Origin of the sequence: Mycolicibacterium iranicum, assembly GCF_002101705.1 — a bacterium.
Taxonomy (GTDB): domain Bacteria; phylum Actinomycetota; class Actinomycetes; order Mycobacteriales; family Mycobacteriaceae; genus Mycobacterium; species Mycobacterium iranicum.
Window position 1 is genome coordinate 87,743 of sequence record NZ_LQPC01000039.1, and the last position, 15,011, is coordinate 102,753.

Annotated in this window: 20 protein-coding genes; 8 read left to right on the forward strand and 12 right to left on the reverse strand. The window is 66.9% G+C overall.

Going from position 1 to position 15,011, the window contains the following annotated elements:
* The first annotated feature begins 66 nt into the window (after positions 1-66).
* On the forward strand, positions 67-1,536 hold the full coding sequence (locus tag AWC12_RS19285) for a flavin-containing monooxygenase (RefSeq protein WP_024444132.1): 1,470 nt from the start codon (positions 67-69) through the stop codon (positions 1,534-1,536).
* 12 nt (positions 1,537-1,548) lie between these two features.
* On the opposite strand, the gene rraA is transcribed toward AWC12_RS19285, so the two are convergent.
* From rraA to AWC12_RS19315, 6 genes are read right to left on the reverse strand one after another with little or no spacing between them, the layout of a single operon-like run.
* Positions 1,549-2,031, reverse strand: a complete 483-nt coding sequence (gene rraA / locus AWC12_RS19290; protein ID WP_024444131.1) for a ribonuclease E activity regulator RraA — start codon at positions 2,029-2,031, stop codon at positions 1,549-1,551.
* Position 2,032: 1 nt separating this feature from the next.
* A complete protein-coding gene (locus AWC12_RS30850; protein ID WP_024444130.1) occupies positions 2,033-2,488 on the reverse strand; it encodes an Rv3852 family protein in 456 nt (151 codons plus the stop codon).
* 42 nt (positions 2,489-2,530) lie between these two features.
* Positions 2,531-3,451: a CopD family protein gene (locus tag AWC12_RS19300; protein ID WP_024444129.1), complete on the reverse strand. Its 921-nt coding sequence runs from the start codon at positions 3,449-3,451 to the stop codon at positions 2,531-2,533.
* Entirely contained in the window at positions 3,448-4,005 is a 558-nt protein-coding gene (locus tag AWC12_RS19305; RefSeq protein ID WP_085176371.1) for a copper resistance CopC family protein, read from the reverse strand. Before AWC12_RS19305 ends, AWC12_RS19300 begins: the two co-directional genes overlap by 4 nt.
* A gap of 36 nt (positions 4,006-4,041) precedes the next feature.
* Positions 4,042-4,551, reverse strand: coding sequence for a hypothetical protein (locus AWC12_RS19310; protein WP_234814097.1), 510 nt, complete (start codon positions 4,549-4,551; stop codon positions 4,042-4,044).
* A 5-nt stretch (positions 4,552-4,556) separates the two neighbouring features.
* Positions 4,557-5,213 (reverse strand): DUF6474 family protein, encoded by a 657-nt coding sequence (locus tag AWC12_RS19315; protein WP_024444126.1) that lies wholly within the window; start codon positions 5,211-5,213, stop codon positions 4,557-4,559.
* A gap of 216 nt (positions 5,214-5,429) precedes the next feature.
* Here AWC12_RS19315 and AWC12_RS19320 point away from each other — a divergent pair, with 216 nt between their 5' ends.
* The 3 genes from AWC12_RS19320 to AWC12_RS19330 all read left to right on the forward strand — a co-directional run bounded on the left by AWC12_RS19320 (position 5,430) and on the right by AWC12_RS19330 (position 8,045).
* Positions 5,430-6,356 (forward strand): hypothetical protein, encoded by a 927-nt coding sequence (locus AWC12_RS19320; RefSeq protein WP_085176373.1) that lies wholly within the window; start codon positions 5,430-5,432, stop codon positions 6,354-6,356.
* Between the two features lie 61 nt (positions 6,357-6,417).
* On the forward strand, positions 6,418-6,909 hold the full coding sequence (locus AWC12_RS19325) for an ImmA/IrrE family metallo-endopeptidase (RefSeq protein ID WP_024444124.1): 492 nt from the start codon (positions 6,418-6,420) through the stop codon (positions 6,907-6,909).
* Positions 6,906-8,045 (forward strand): hypothetical protein, encoded by a 1,140-nt coding sequence (locus tag AWC12_RS19330; RefSeq protein WP_024444123.1) that lies wholly within the window; start codon positions 6,906-6,908, stop codon positions 8,043-8,045. Before AWC12_RS19325 ends, AWC12_RS19330 begins: the two co-directional genes overlap by 4 nt.
* A gap of 65 nt (positions 8,046-8,110) precedes the next feature.
* On the opposite strand, the gene AWC12_RS19335 is transcribed toward AWC12_RS19330, so the two are convergent.
* The 3 genes from AWC12_RS19335 to sodN all read right to left on the reverse strand — a co-directional run bounded on the left by AWC12_RS19335 (position 8,111) and on the right by sodN (position 10,115).
* Entirely contained in the window at positions 8,111-8,509 is a 399-nt protein-coding gene (locus AWC12_RS19335; RefSeq protein WP_011782790.1) for a helix-turn-helix domain-containing protein, read from the reverse strand.
* A 456-nt stretch (positions 8,510-8,965) separates the two neighbouring features.
* Positions 8,966-9,499 (reverse strand): hypothetical protein, encoded by a 534-nt coding sequence (locus AWC12_RS19340; protein ID WP_024444122.1) that lies wholly within the window; start codon positions 9,497-9,499, stop codon positions 8,966-8,968.
* A 181-nt stretch (positions 9,500-9,680) separates the two neighbouring features.
* Positions 9,681-10,115 (reverse strand): superoxide dismutase, Ni, encoded by a 435-nt coding sequence (gene sodN / locus AWC12_RS19345; protein ID WP_024444121.1) that lies wholly within the window; start codon positions 10,113-10,115, stop codon positions 9,681-9,683.
* 23 nt (positions 10,116-10,138) lie between these two features.
* On the opposite strand from sodN, the gene AWC12_RS19350 reads away from it, so the two are divergent.
* Complete coding sequence (locus AWC12_RS19350) at positions 10,139-10,486, forward strand: S26 family signal peptidase (RefSeq protein ID WP_327084516.1); 348 nt, start codon at positions 10,139-10,141, stop codon at positions 10,484-10,486.
* Here the strand turns inward: AWC12_RS19350 and AWC12_RS31140 are convergent.
* Positions 10,470-10,628: a hypothetical protein gene (locus AWC12_RS31140; RefSeq protein ID WP_162834968.1), complete on the reverse strand. Its 159-nt coding sequence runs from the start codon at positions 10,626-10,628 to the stop codon at positions 10,470-10,472. The genes AWC12_RS19350 and AWC12_RS31140 overlap by 17 nt on opposite strands.
* A gap of 395 nt (positions 10,629-11,023) precedes the next feature.
* On the opposite strand from AWC12_RS31140, the gene AWC12_RS19355 reads away from it, so the two are divergent.
* Genes AWC12_RS19355 through AWC12_RS19365 form a run of 3 tightly spaced genes read left to right on the forward strand, consistent with a single transcriptional unit; the run spans position 11,024 to position 13,248 of the window.
* Positions 11,024-11,377 (forward strand): rhodanese-like domain-containing protein, encoded by a 354-nt coding sequence (locus tag AWC12_RS19355; protein WP_024444119.1) that lies wholly within the window; start codon positions 11,024-11,026, stop codon positions 11,375-11,377.
* 28 nt (positions 11,378-11,405) lie between these two features.
* Positions 11,406-12,422, forward strand: coding sequence for a DUF4328 domain-containing protein (locus tag AWC12_RS19360; protein WP_024444118.1), 1,017 nt, complete (start codon positions 11,406-11,408; stop codon positions 12,420-12,422).
* A 4-nt stretch (positions 12,423-12,426) separates the two neighbouring features.
* Entirely contained in the window at positions 12,427-13,248 is an 822-nt protein-coding gene (locus AWC12_RS19365; protein WP_024444117.1) for a glycerophosphodiester phosphodiesterase, read from the forward strand.
* A gap of 14 nt (positions 13,249-13,262) precedes the next feature.
* Here the strand turns inward: AWC12_RS19365 and AWC12_RS19370 are convergent, their stop codons facing one another.
* Positions 13,263-13,808: a ferritin gene (locus tag AWC12_RS19370; protein WP_085176375.1), complete on the reverse strand. Its 546-nt coding sequence runs from the start codon at positions 13,806-13,808 to the stop codon at positions 13,263-13,265.
* A gap of 114 nt (positions 13,809-13,922) precedes the next feature.
* Positions 13,923-15,011 (reverse strand): LCP family protein (locus AWC12_RS19375; RefSeq protein ID WP_234814098.1); only part of this gene is annotated, 1,089 nt, incomplete at its 5' end.

Below are 15,011 nucleotides of genomic sequence, written 5' to 3' on the forward strand. Positions count from 1 at the left end.
TTACACGGTGTCGAAACTTTCAACAGGGTGTTGACTCATTCAACACGCTGTTGATAGCTTTACGCCATGACCGAATTTGTCGACGTTGTCATCGTCGGAGCCGGCATCTCCGGCATCAGTGCAGCCTGGCATCTCCAGCAGCAGCGCCCAGGTATGAAGTACGCGATCCTGGAGCGCCGCGACAAGCTGGGCGGCACCTGGGATCTCTTCAAATACCCGGGCATCCGCTCGGATTCCGACATGTACACCCTCGGATTCCACTTCAAGCCGTGGGCGACCGACCAGATGATCGCCGATGGACCTTCCATCTGGAATTACCTGAACGAGGCCGTCACCGAGAACGGGATCGACAAGCACATCCGCTACGGGCAGAAGGTCGTCGCGGCCAACTGGTCGGACGAAGACCGGCGGTGGGAGCTCACGATCGACCGCGGCGGCGAAGAAATCCAGCTCAACGCCGGCTTCCTATGGGCCTGCAGCGGCTACTACAACTACGACGAGGGATTCTCACCAGAATTCCCCGGTGCCGCCGACTTCGCCGGCACCATCGTGCACCCCCAGCACTGGCCCGAAGACCTGGATTACCAGGGCAAGAAGATCGTCGTGATCGGCAGTGGGGCCACCGCGATCACGCTCATCCCTGCGCTTATCGACAGCGGCGCAGGTCATGTGACGATGCTTCAACGCACCCCCACCTACATCGGATCGCTGCCGGACAAGGATCCGTTCGCGGCACGCGCCTACCGCCTCCTGCCTGAGAAGACGGCATACACCGCGGTGCGCTGGAAGGCGATCCTGGCGGCCACCGCGCAGTACCAGCTCGCCCGCGCTCTGCCGAACGTATTCCGAAAAGCATTGCGCACCATGGCTGAACGGCGACTGCCCGAAGGCTTCGACTACGACCGGCACTTCGCGCCGGATTACAAGCCCTGGGACCAGCGCGTGTGTCTGGCACCCAACGGCGACATCTTCAAGGCGATCCGTAAGGGCAAAGCCGACGTCGTCACCGACACCATCGAGCGCTTCACCGCCGATGGCATTCTGCTCACCTCGGGTGAGACATTGGATGCCGACATCATCGTCACTGCAACGGGTTTGAACGTCCAGTTCTTCGGCGGAGCGAAGGTGCTTCGCAACGGCGTCCCGCAGGACCTCGCCGATTCCGTCGCGTACAAGGGCATGATGCTGTCCAACGTGCCGAACATGGCCTTCACCTTCGGGTACACCAACGCGTCGTGGACGTTGAAGGCGGACTTGACATCTGAGTACGTGAGCCGGCTGCTCAGCTACATGGCCGAACGCGGCTACGACACCGTGGTGCCCCGCGAACCCGGCGGCGACGTCGAGCGGCTCCCGTTCGTCGACCTGACGTCTGGATACATCAAGCGGGCACTGGACCGGCTGCCGAAGTCAGGCTCCAAGGCGCCGTGGCGGTTGAAGCAGAACTACCTCGTCGATCTGCGGGTCATCCGCAACGGCAAGATCGACGACGAGGCGCTTGAGTTCACCAAGGCGCGTACGCCGGTGGCGGTTTAGCCTCCGTACAGCTCAGTCTGCGGCGACGACGACGATTCCGTCGTCGTCGCTGTAGGCGATGTCGCCCGGGGTGAAGACGACACCGCCGAATTCCACGGCCTCGTCCCGCACACCCTCGCCGGTCTTGGTGCTTTTCCGCGGATTTGTGCCAAGCGCCTTGATGCCGATGTCCAGGGTGCGCAGCGTGGACGCGTCCCGAACCGCGCCGTTGACGATCAGGCCGGACCAGCCGTTCGTGCGGCCCAGTTCGGCGATCACATCGCCGACGAGGGCGGTGTGCACCGAACCGTCGCCGTCGATAACCAGGACTCCGCCGTTGCCCGGTTCGGAAAGCACCGACTTCAGCAGCGCGTTGTCCTGGAAGCACCGCACGGTGGTGATGGGTCCGGCGAATTCGGACCGGCCGCCGAACTGCCGCAGCTGCAGGTCGCAGCTACGAACGTCGGGACCTATCTCGTCGACCAGGTCTGCGGTGGGGCGAGGTGAGATCGTCACGTCAGTCGCCACTGTTGCGTCGAGCGACGAGCAGGACGACGACGATCGCCAGGAGCCCGGTGACGACGGCTGCCACGAGCGGCAGTCGGGATGCCTCAGGTGAGGCGATCGATACCGGCGCCGGCGATGACACGGCGTTGCTCGCGGTAGCCACAGTCGTCTTAGCGTGTGCTGCAGCCTCTTTCGCAGCCGACGCGAGGTCGGCGTCGGTGGCAGGCCGCGGGGTCGCTTTGGCGGGCGCCGCTTTCTTGGCGGGGGCGGCCTTGCTCGCGGCGGCCTTCTTCGCAGGCGCTTTCTTGGCGGGAGCCTTTTTGGCCGGGGTTTTCTTTGCGGGCGCCGCTTTCTTGGCGGGGGCAACCTTCTTCGCCGCGGCCTTCTTTACCGGCGGGGCCGGCGGCGGCGTCGGCGGGGTTGCGCTGTCGGGACTTTCGTCAGGCCGATCCGGCTCGTCTGCCATGGGCCCCATCATGCCAGGTGGACGCCGGCCGACCTTGTGGTGTCAGCCCGTCACCGAAAGGGTGGCCGCGGCGGCCAGCGCAGCGGCCATGAGGGTCAGCTCGGTGTAGGCGCGGGTCCGGGACACCGCCGCGGTGGTGCGGTGCGCACGCGCCGAAGGCAACCAGATCTCTCGGTTCCGCCAGGCCAGCACGATGAGAACCGCCGTGAGCACGATCTTTGCGGTCAACACCCGCCCGTACCCCGTGGTGAGCAGTTCGGCGGGCGAGCCCACCACTACGACACCGCCCACTGCGCCCCCGGCGAGCAGGGCGGCCACACATCCGAGCGAGAGCTGGGAGAACCTGGGTAGCACTCGCGCCCACTGGCCCCGATGATCGACGGTCAGCACCAACGCGGCCAATACGCCGCACCACAGCGCCGCGGCCAGGGCGTGTACGGCGATGGCGACGCCACCGAAGGAACTCTCGGACAGGTGCCCGGTCAGCGGATGTCCCATGACGCCGATCCCTGCGCTTCCCGCCACGATCACCGACACCGGTCCGGAGCGACGGGCCAGAGCCGCTGCTGCACACACGGCGGCGGCGGCGATCGTCAGCAGACCCGCGCGTCCCACTGCGGTGTGCACGGCGAACTCCCACGCAGTGACCACGCCGAGGTCGGTGACCGCGGTCCCCGCAGCCTCCGCACCCGCCAACACCAGGCGGATCAGCTCGGCCACCAGCCAGACCACCGACGCCGACACCAACGGTGCGGTGGCGCGGCGGGCGAGTTCGTCGCGGTACCGGGGCCCGTCGAGCATCGGCACGACCGCCAGCCCCACCGTCGCGACAGCGGCGACGTCGGCCACGCCTCGCACCAGCGCCGGCCCCAGCGAACTTGTCGGATACGCCAAGGCCCACGCCAGGACGCATGCGGCAGCGGTGACGAGCGCAGCACCCGCGACCGCTCGGCCCTGCGTCACGTCCTGCGCCGAACCGCCCAGATGGCGCCGCCCGCCACGATCACGGTGACGCCGGCGACGAACGGCCACACAGGCAGCCCATCCGACGGGGTGGTGTCGGCGGGCGCAGCCGCCGTCGTGGTCTCAGGCGCGGGCGTCGCAGCCGTCGTCACCGGCTGCGGGCCCGCCTGAAGCACCTCGTATGTCCACGAACCGGTCACGACGTGGCCGTCGGCGGAGGTGGCGCGGTAGTTCACGGTGTACTCACCGGCGGGGGAACCGGGTTTTACCGCCACGCTGATGTCGGTGCCATCGACGGCAGGTTCGCCGTCACCCCACTGCGCGCCGTCGGGGCCGACGACGGTCATGGCCGCGAACTGCGGTTGCATGGGTTCGTTGAAGGTCGCGCTGACCCTGGCCGGCTGCTGCTGCAGGGTCGCAGCATCTGCGGGATCACTGGCGATGAGGGCGGCATGGGCCCAGGCCGCGCCTGCGGCGCCGAGTGCGCCGCAGGTCAGGACGAGAGTCACCGCCGCCACGAAGAATGCGTGCAGCGCACGCTGAATTGCGGTCATTCGATTGTTGCTTTCTCGGTCGATCGGAGGTTTCGGTCAGCGGCTGGTGGTGACCGGAGGACCTCGATGCGATATCGACGACGCCAGCAGCAGCGCGGCGCGCAACGGTTGATCTGCCGCCCAGAGGGCTACGGTCTGAGCCGCGGACACCGGCGCCGGCGGGCACGGCGCCGAGCCCCGAACAGCCCGGGACAACGTCCGGCACAGATGGTCGCCGACGCTGATCAGCGACGCGGCGAGGACGGTCGCAGCGCTGTGCGCCGCGATCATCACCCACGTGGGCGCACCGGTGCCCGGGTGATCTCCGTGCGCGGCCAGGACCGCGTGCCCCGCCGTCTGGCCGAGAGCAAGAAGCGCTGCCAGCCCGCGGACGTCACCTGACACTGATGCGGCCAGACCGCCGACGATGCCTGCGATGACGACAAGCTGGAGCACGGTGGCCCCGAACGGGAGATGGCCGCCGCCGAGGCTGTGCGCGGCCAGTGTGAGCGCTGCCGTCAGCAGGCCCACCGCCGTACCGCGCAGTCGCGCAGGGGCTTTCGACAAAGGGGTCAGACCACGCCGAGACGTGCCATCAGGTCGGCGTCGATGCCGTCGAGTTGCTCGCTGATGGCTGCGTGCGCGGGTTTGCGGCGCGTCGACGGCATGTTCTCGGCCGCGGCGACCGCGGCGGCGAGGTCGTTGAGACGCTCGTTCATCGCGTTGACGAACTGTTTGGTCTCGGCGTCCTTGGGCCGCTTGTCGGTCAACAGGCGCAACGACTGCTCGGCGCCCGAGATGCGCGCGGACAGCTCCGCGCCATGCCCCGAGAACTGGCCGAGCTGGGTCAGCGGCACCCCGAGCCGGTCGGCGCGGCGCTCGTCGATCAACCCGCGCGCTGCGATCGACGCCCGGTACACCAGCGGCACAGCCACCGGGGCCAGCAAACGAGTTACGGTGAGCACCCTGCGAACCTTCGTGGGGGAGAACAACTTGCCCTCGCGGACGGCTTTGAGCTGCGTTTCAGCAACCTTGAGCGCCGCGCGGTCACTCTCGCGCTGCGCGCGCAACTGCGACTTGAGGGCACGCGTCTGGGCTTTCTGCTCCGCCTTGAACCGGCGGACCTCGTTCTTGGCCGACAGTTTGGCTTCGAGCTTGGCCTTGGCCTTGATGGCGCGGGCCTCGGCCCTGCGGGTCGCACGGGATTTGCGTCGTTTGAACAGACCCATCCCTGTGGCCTCCCGGTTCGTCTCATTGAGCACAGCCCGCCAGGTAACCGGCGGTGACGGTCTCCAACCCTATCGTTAGCCGCTCACCGGGGCGGTCCCGCTCCCTGCAGAGCTGTCCGTTTGGGCTTGTCAGCAAACCGCGAACGAGGATTGTGCGAGAATCGTCACCGACATCGGGGTGAGACGGCGGCGGGGTCGTCGAAGGGTGGTGACGACGTGGGTTCGCGTTCGCGCATCGCCACAGCGTCCTGCCTGGTGGCCTCCGGACTGCTGGTCGGGGGGCTCGGCTCCGCGACGGCCTACGCCGACCCAGAATCGACCACCCGCGAGGACAGCGCACCCAGCGAAAACAGGCACACCGGCAAGCGAGACCTCCCGCCGCGGAGGGTCGACAATGCTTCCGACCCCGGCCGACCGGACGGGACCCCGCCCGGCGGTGACGATCCCACCTCGACGCCCGGCGACGGCGATCCACCCGGTAAGGCCGAGGACCCGGTCGACGACCCGGAGGATCAACCCTGGCCGCCCTGTTGCGAGAAGGGCGACGAAGACTGCTGGCTCTGGCCATGGCCGGATGCTCCCGTGGAGCCGCCGGCATCGGAGGATGACGACAGCGATCGACCGCCGGTGGGTGTCCCCCCGAACCTTCCGGGCGCACCAGCGATTGGAGGCCCGGCGAGCCCGGACGTGCTGGACATCCTCCCGGGAATCGAGGTCGCGTCGACGGACGTCCGCACCGCGCCGGTCAGTGTGCCGGTGTTCGTCCCCGCGCCGGTCGGTGCCGGACCTGTGGCCGTCTCGGCAGCCGGGCCGGGCGCCGCACCTGCCGTCGGCGGCGGGCCTGCGGTGGGCACCCCCGCCGGGGCACCTGCTGCACCGCGTCAGGTCGCCACGCCACCGCCGCAGGCACGTGAGCCGTTGCCCGCGTCCGTCGGCAGCGGCACCGGCGCGCCGGTGCCGGGCGCCCGCGTCGGCTACGGCGAATACCTGCGCTCGGCGGGACTCGCACAGATCGCCGCTCTGGCTCTGCCCGGGCTTGCCGGAATCCTTGTCCTGACAGGAGCGGGCGGGCTGTTGGGATATCGCCAGGCCAAAGCGGGACATGGGGTACGCAGCAGTGGAATAGCGCGATTCATGAAGTAGCGGAACCGCTCGCCCACAGCGGGGGAGCAGCGCATAGTTGTTGATATCGAGAGGGGGAACCATGCCAGCGAGCCGCAACGTCACACGCGCGGTCAGCGAGGTGCTCGATCTGGCCCCGCGACGGGGTGAGGTCTCGCTGCCCCGCCTGGTCGAAGCCGTCGGCGAGAGCCGCGGCCGAGCCATCGAACTCACGACTGCAGAACTGCCGCCGGGTGTGTGTGGGCAGTGGCGGCAGTACGCCGATCGCGACGTCTTCCTGATCCAGCAGGGCCTACCTGCCTGGGACCGCACGCTCGCCCATGAACTGGGCCACCTTGTGCTCGGTCACGACGGAATTCCCGTCGTCCAGGCGGCCATCGATAGCACCGAGCTCGCCAGCTCGGAGCTGATCGGTTACATGCTCAACCAGCGCACCGGATGTATGGGTCCCAGCGGTGAGGACGCCGAGCAGGAAGCCGAGGACTTCGCGGCGCTGCTGATCTACCGTCTGGGGCGTCTGCCGTCGGATCGCTCGTCGATCGTGCAGGTCCGTCTCGGAGAGGCATTTGGTTGATCATCTGGGTGATCGCCGGTCTTCTCGGATTGGCCACCGGCCTGCGTATCGGCTGGGCTTTGGTCAACAAGCAGTCGCTGGTGAGCACCGCCATGATCCTCGCGCTGGGCAGTCTCGGCGTCGTCGCAGCCCTCAATTGGGAACCGCTGACCCTGCTCATCGACACCTTGCTGCGCTGGCCCAACATCTCGATGGGGCTGAGTCAGGTGGCGCTGATCGCCTGTGCGGCAGGCAGCTGCGTGATGATCACGACCGTCTCGTCGATCCGGGCCCCTGCCACTGTGCGCAGGATCGCCCTTGCCCAATACGGCGTCGCGGCGGTGATCGCGGGCATCAGCATGGCGATTTTTCTGATGGCCGGCCAGCAGCCGGAGATGTCGCCCGAAGAGTATCTGCGGCGCAACCTCACCTCCGGCGGCAATACCCTTCCATGGCTGATCCCGCTGCTTTACGTACTCATGGCATTGAGCCTCGTCGCCTGGGCCGGCCTGCGGCACTCGAACCGGACTCGTCGTGGCCGGGCGCTGTTCGTCTTCACCGTCGGCATCGTGTTGATCGTGCTGGCGCTCGCGTTCATCCTGCTGAGGGCTGCCGGAACGACGGGCCTGGTCGGTGTCGGGGCGGCCGCGACCCTCTTGGGCTGCGCGATGCTGATCGTCGCCGCGGGATCGCTGCTGCCGAGCCTGGAGGACTGGTTCGGCGCGCGTAAGGAATTGCGCACCATCGAGCCGCTGCTGGAGGAGTTGGGGCGCCGCCACCCCGACGTCGGGATCGGTGTGCGGCCGCGCGGTCCGCTGGTGTTCCGCGTCGCCGAACGGATGTCGTTGATCTCCGACGCGCTGTTTCTCGAAGCCACCGCCGCCGACGGGGCCTTACGCCCCGTCGACACCGCCGGAGCCGATTTCAGTGATCTCGACGAACTGGTCGAGCGCGCCGAGCTCGAGTCGCCTGACGTGTCACCGACCGAGCAGGCCGCTGCGATCGCCGCGTGGATCTACGAGGGCCACGAGCGCTCGGCAGGGGACGGACGGGAGAAGTTCCCGGGGCTGGCTTGGCTGCGCCAGCCACCCACGTACTCGGACCGGGAATGGATTCTCGAGATCTCGCGCCAATACCGACAGCTCAGCGGGGTTTGACACCCGTCCCTGAGCGCGACGTCGGCAGCTACGTTGCCGGTTCATTCGCCGGCACCAGCACCGGGCTAATCGTCGAGGTTTTCGCGGCGACGCAGTTCATCGACCTTCTGGACGATGTCCTGCTTGGCCTCCGCCGACAACCCGACCGTCCGCGCCGCAATGCGGCGAACGCCCTCATCCCGCATACCGGCGAGCAGCGTCAGCTCCTTGTCGAGCTTCTCGTAGTACTCGTCGTCGGTGAAGTAAGCGGGCTTGATGCGGAAGAAGTTGGCAAGCGCGGCCATCGTTGCCACAGACGGATTGGTACGGTTGCCGGAGCGCAGCTGAGACAGATAGGGCGCCGACATGGTGACACCCTCTGCCTTGAGCGCTGCAATCACCTCCGCGGAGGTATGCGGCCCACGTCCGGGCGGGTAGACGGTGTCGAACAGTCGATTGAGGCGAGCGGCAAACGTGTTGCTCATCGGATTGACCTCCACATACAGGCGAGCGGGTTCATAGGGCGGCGTATTTGCTGATCATCGTAGCGACAGTTGTGGCCACAACCAAGTGCAAACCGCGTAAAAGTCAACTGGGACCACGTTGCAGTGCTCTGCCGCCGACCTGGAAGCGATGTGTTTCCGCACCTAACACCGCCATAGTACGGTGCGGTTAAGCAAATAATAACGGCACCGTAGTAACGGTAATCACGCCTCTTTGGAGGCCGCAGCCGCAGGAGTACCTCTCCTCATCTCGGGCAACGCTGAAGTCTTTGCTTCCGCAAGTCCCCTCGGGTTTGCTGGCAGCAGCTTGTCAGCCGGTGCCCAGAACGTTGGCAGCCGCGCTCCGCGCCATGTAGGACCGCAAACTCGAGCAAGCGGGCCGAAGAGGACAGCCGATGAAACTGTCAGTAGCCAGTGGCAGGACGGGATGTGTCGCGCTCAGGCGGCCAGGAGCATGGCCAGGATGGCGGTGTCGGGATGACTGATCGGATCGACGCCCACCCGGCTCACCATGGACGTCACGGTGCCGTCTGATTCGGCTTCCACCCAGGCCGCGCGGTGCTCAAGACCCAGGTGTGGCAGGCCCGGAAGAAGAACGCAGCCGGACGCGGCGCCAGTGCACTCAGGAAGCGACGGCATCGTCTCCGACGGCGGATGCAGCATCATCAGCGCGGGGGGCTGGTGCTCGGCGAAATGTCCGGGCGGCACCGCGGCGTCACCCACGACCGTCCCTTCGGCCACCACAAGGCCGACCGTTCCGGGCGCCGGCTCATCCGGCAGTTCTTCCCGGGCGCCGAAAATGGTCGTGGTCGACAGCAGACCCGGCAGGGATGCGACACGGACGGCGACCATGAGCAGTTGCGCCCACTCTTTCGTGGAATCCGGCCACCTGCCGGACACCACGAAACCCTTCAATGACCCATGCGAATGAAACGGGGCGATCTCGATCGCCCGACCGGACCCGAAATCCATGTCTCAGAATGCGACAGGAACCCGTTGGCGCGCAACAGGACACCGTTGCCGGCAGGTAACAAAAAGGGCACCGTTGCGGGCAGGTGAGGCAAGCGGCACCGTTGCCGGCGGGCAGGAAAACGAAACCCGGCTCGGTCGCGAGGACCGAGCCGGGAATGAGTTCGTACCGACGACGGGGTCGTCAGGCTGGCGGGTAGACGCCCATCTGCTTGCCCTTGTCGGTCTGCCAGAAGATGTCGGAGATCTCGTCAATCGTCTTGAGGAGCTTCTCGGCGACGGCCACGTCGAGCGACTTCTTCACATCGCCCGCCCCGTGGATGCCGTCCCAGAACAGCTGATGCAGGTTCGGGAACTGCTCGAAGTGATCCTTGGTGAAGAAATCGGCCCACAGGACCATCAGGTGGTGCTTGACCTCTTCGGCCTGACGCTCCTTGATGATGATCGCGCGGGTCTTGAAATGCTCGTCGTCGGAATCGTGATACTTCTGCAGCGTCTTGAGGCAGGACAGCGCCTCGATCTTGGCTTGCGCGGGATCGTAGACGCCGCAGTACAGATCGCAGTGAGCGTGGGCGGGAGTGGCTTCGGAAAAGACGGAGTCGAACAGTCGATGCAGCATGTGCCCTAACTTACCCTTAGGCCATGCGGCGTAACCATGGGCCGTCCCGGTGGCTCGGCGGCGGATTGGTGCGCCGTTTCGTCGTCGTCGAGGATTCGATGCGCCCGGCGCTGACGCCCGGAGACGGGCTGCTTGCGGTGCGGGGAGGCACGCCGAAACAAGGCCAGCTGCGGATCTTTCCGGACCCACTGCTTTCGACGCGGTACCTGATCAAGCGAGTGGGCGGCGTGCGTAAAACCTCTTCGGGCACAACATTTGAGGCATTGTCCGACAACGCCGGCGCACCAGGGGTGACCGATTCGCGGGAATTCGGCTGGGTGCCTGCGGCGGGGTCGTACCGAGTCGTGTGGACCGTCAGTAGAGGACGATGAGGGCGAGGATGCCCAGCAGAACCAGAGCGATGAGACCGGCCCGAAGGAATGCCATCAGCTGACTGCGGGTGTAGACGCGCCCCGAAGACTGCCATTCGGACGGCGGAAACGCGGATCCCGACCCCATAGACGACGATGCCATCAGATGCTCCTCACCTGCACGCTCTGATACCTCCCCCGAATGGCAAATGCTCCGCTGAGTCGAGTGACATCAGTCACACAAGACCCATGTGACGGCGATCATAACGCGTCTTGGCCGCCGCTGAGAAATCGGGCGCAAACCTGAGCTGCGGGGATCGAAAAGCTTAGAACAGCGAGAGATTTCGCTCTGAGCGGATGCGGGCTTGTTGATCGCCGCGGCGTCGTCGAGCGCGGTTATCCACAACGTTGACGGGTGTTCACCGCTACTGACTGGACCGTAGCGGTCGACGGTCGCGGCGCCGCCTGTGGATGAACCTGTGGAAACTGTGGATAGCGGTGGGAAGTCGTCGATATTGCTGCTGGTGTGTCGTCGCCGGAGCGTGTCAGCATGTGGTCATGGATGACACCGACGTGCCGCAGGCGGCGATCGGCGAGGTTCCGACGAACTTTGGCGAGGCCGGCGACGGAACCACCGTCTTGCTCGATGTCCGTGAAGACGATGAGTGGCAGCGGGGCCACGCACCGGGCGCTCAGCACATACCGATGGGTGACGTGCCGGCGCGGATGGCGGAGATTGACACCGAGGCGCAGTTGTTTGTCGTGTGTCACGCAGGTGGGCGGTCGCAGCGCGTCGCGCAATATCTGGCCCGCAACGGATACGAGCCGGTGAACGTGAGCGGCGGAATGCTGGCCTGGGCGGGAGCGGGGCGTCCCGTCGTGACCGAAGACGGAGGCCCGGGGACGGTCTGACCTACCCTGTTCTCGTGAGGCTGGTCCGATGATCCAAGTGTGTTCCCAGTGCGGGACGCGGTGGAACGTGCGCGACCGGCAGCGGGTGTGGTGCCCTCGCTGCCGTGGCACGCTGCTCGCGCCGTCTGGCCACGCGCCCGGGCAGGGTTGGGATCAGCGGCAGATGCCACCCCCGCAGCAGGGCGGCCGTCAGGGTCCACCGATTCCCTCGGGCTACCGCTGGGTCGCCGTCCGCCCGGGTGCCCCGCCTAATCCACGACGCGGGCCGCGGGACCTCGGCCCGACGCCGCACTACCTGAGCGTCCCGCGATGGGGTCTGGTCGAACATTTCGAGGGCCCCGCGGAGCAGAGCGCACCACGCCAAGGGCCGTCGCCGAAGGCGGTTCGGACGATTCTGACGCTGACCGTAGCCGCGCTCGGCGCCGCAGCGTTCGTGCACGTGGTGCGCTACATCCTGCTGATCATCAACCGCACCGTCCTGCTCAACCCGTGGGTGGCCGCCATCGCGACCTGGGGTGGCGTGGCGGTCAGCGTGGTCGCGGTGTTCATGGTGGTGGCTAGCGCGCTGGTGCTGACCAACTGGCTCATCGCCCGTCGCGCGGCGGCCTTCGCCCATCAGGGCGGAACCGATCCGAGATCGGCGTGGGAATTGCGGGTCGGCGCACTGACCCCGCTGTTGAACCTGCTGCTGGCGCCGGTCTATGTCATCGAGCTCGCCGACACCGAGGGGCGGCAGCGTTGGCTGCACCGGCCAATCATGGTGTGGTGGGTGGTCTGGGTGGCAAGCACCGCGCTGTCGGTGTTCTCGATCGCCACGAGCTTCACCGTCGATCCGCAGGGAATCGCCAACAACACCGTCGCGACGATAGTGGCCTACCTCTTCGGGGCCGCAGCGGTGCTGCTCGCTTCGCAGGTGTTCCAGGGATTCGAACGCCAGCCTGTCGAACGGCCTTCGCGGCGCTGGGTGATGGTCGCGGCTGTCGACGGCAATTCCGACGAACCCGCGCGTGCAGTTGAGCCAAACGGGGAGAACCCGGCAGCATAGCCCTATGAGCTCCGGCGAGACGTTCGGCGGCCATCCTTTCGTGGTCGCCCACCGAGGTGCGTCAGCTGACCTGCCCGAGCACACTCGAGCGGCCTACGAACGCGCCCTCGAAGAGGGTGCCGACGCCGTCGAATGCGACGTCAGGCTGACCAGGGACGGTCACCTCGTGTGCGTGCACGACCGCAAGCTCGATCGCACATCGACCGGAACGGGCCTGGTCAGCGAGATGACACTGGCGCAGCTGCGCGAACTCGATTACGGCTCCTGGCATCCGAGTTGGCGCGACGACGGCAGCCACGGCGAGACCGGACTGCTCACCCTCGATGATCTGGTCGCGCTCGTCCTGGACTGGAACAAACCGGTGAAGATGTTCATCGAGACCAAGCACCCCGTCCGGTACGGCGCCCTGGTGGAAAGCAAAGTTCTGGCGCTGCTGCACCGGTACGGCATCGCCTCGCCGGCGTCGGCGGACATGTCGCGGGCGGTCGTGATGTCGTTTTCGGCGGCCGCCGTCTGGCGGATCCGTAGGGCCGCTCCGATGCTGCCTACGGTGCTGCTCGGAGAGACGTCGCGGTACCTGGGCGGCAGTGCCGCGACCACTGTCGGTGCGACTGCGGTCGGACCGTCGATCGCGACGCTGCGCGAACACCCCGAGTTGGTGGATCGGGCGGCTGCGCAGGGGCGTGCACTGTATTGCTGGACGGTCGACCACTACGAGGACGTGCAGTACTGCAGAGATCTTGGTGTGGCCTGGATCGCGACGAACCATCCGGGCCGCACCAAGGCCTGGCTGCAGAACGGCCTGACCGGTGCGGGACGCGACTAGCAGGAGCTCCCTGGTTAAAGGGCGCCGCCCGCCGCCTTGGGAGCCGACAGGTCAGCCGACGATGCAGAGATCTCGCGCGCCACGAAGTCTTCGAGGTGGAACAGGTCGGCCCCCGCACGCTCGGCGATCCGCACCAGTGTGGTCATCTGGGCCACCTCTTCGACCTGCTCTTTGAGGAACCACTGCATGAACTGCTCGCCCAGGTAGTCGCCCTCATCCCGGGCGGTGGCCGCAAGGCGGCTGATCTGATCGGTCACCGAGCGCTCGAGATCCAGGGCGAGAGCAATGGCGTCGCGGGGCGTGTCGAAGCTGTTCCGCACCGGATCCACGGCAGGGATCTCCGTGGTGACGTCGCGATCGATGAGGTAACGCACGAGCATCATCGCGTGATTGCGCTCCTCGACCGACTGGCGGTAGAAGAACGAGGCCAGCTGAGGAAGGTCGGCGCTGTCGAAATACACCGCGATGGCGAGATACTGCTGCGACGCTCCGAGTTCGCTGCGCACCTGGTCGCTGAGCAGGTTGTGGAACTTGGTATCGATGGCGTCATGCGTAGTCATGCGGCCAAGATATCGCAGCTCAGAGGCCATTATCATCGAAGGTGAACCTAAGGCAGGCGAGCTTAACCTTACTTGACAAGCCGCGTGTGATGCGCGCTACAACGTTTGCTGAACCTACCGGTTGGCGGCGTCGAGGACGTCCTGGGGGATCGGCGAGTCGGAGTTCAGCGCCGTGAACAGTCGTCCTGCGGTGTCGCTGTCCCACTCGACGATCGACCCTGAGCCGTTCTCGGCGAAGTCGCCGATCGGCACGGTGAGGGTGGTGAGGTCGCCGCGCAACGCCCAACCCAGCCTGGCCAGGTCCCACAGGTGATCGCCCTCGTTGACCGTCACGGTGTCCTTGGCGGCGCTGGCCATCGGGTACCACCGCAGCGGGTTGAGCAGCACCGACGGGCTGGAGGCACGCTCCACGAGCGCGGACATGAACTGGCGCTGGTTGACCATGCGGTCGAGGTCGGCGCGCGGCGTGGCCCGGGAGCGCACGAATCCCAGTGCGTTGCGGCCGTCGAGTTCCTGGCAGCCTGCGGGCAGATCGATCCCGGCGAGCGGATCGTTGATCGGCTCGGTCGGGCACATCGTCACTCCTCCGACAGCGTCGACGAGGCCGGCGAAGCCGCCGAAACCGACCTCGGCGTAATGGTCGACACGCATGCCGGTGGCCAGTTCGACCGTCCTGGCCAGCAGTGCCGGACCACCGGCCGAGAACGCGGCGTTGATCTTGTCGTTTCCGTACTCCGGGATGGAGACATAGGAGTCGCGGGGGATCGACACCATGGTGGCCGCGGTGCCGGAACCCAGGGCGGGCAGGTGCACCAGCAGGATCGTGTCGGTGCGGCTGGCGCCCAGATCGCCGCCCGTGGTGAGCTCGGCCTGCTGTTCGGGGGTCAGACCCTCGCGGCCGTCGGAGCCGACGAGCAGCCACGTCGTTCCGCGTCCTTGGGCCGGGCGGTCGGAGTAGTCGGTCAGCGCCGGAATGCGGGTCAGCGACGAGTCGACCCACGCGCCGAGTGCGACACCCCCGACGAACAGCAGCAGGAGGAAGACGAGTGCGATCCGGAACCAGCGGCGCACTCGGCGCGGCTTCTTCTTCGCGATCGGAGCTGGCTGTGGTGGGGGCGGGGGTGCAACGGGCCTGCGCTGGGACGGCGGAGGTGGTGCGGGCCTGCGCTGCGGGGGCGGAGGTGGCGCGGGCCTGCGGGGGTG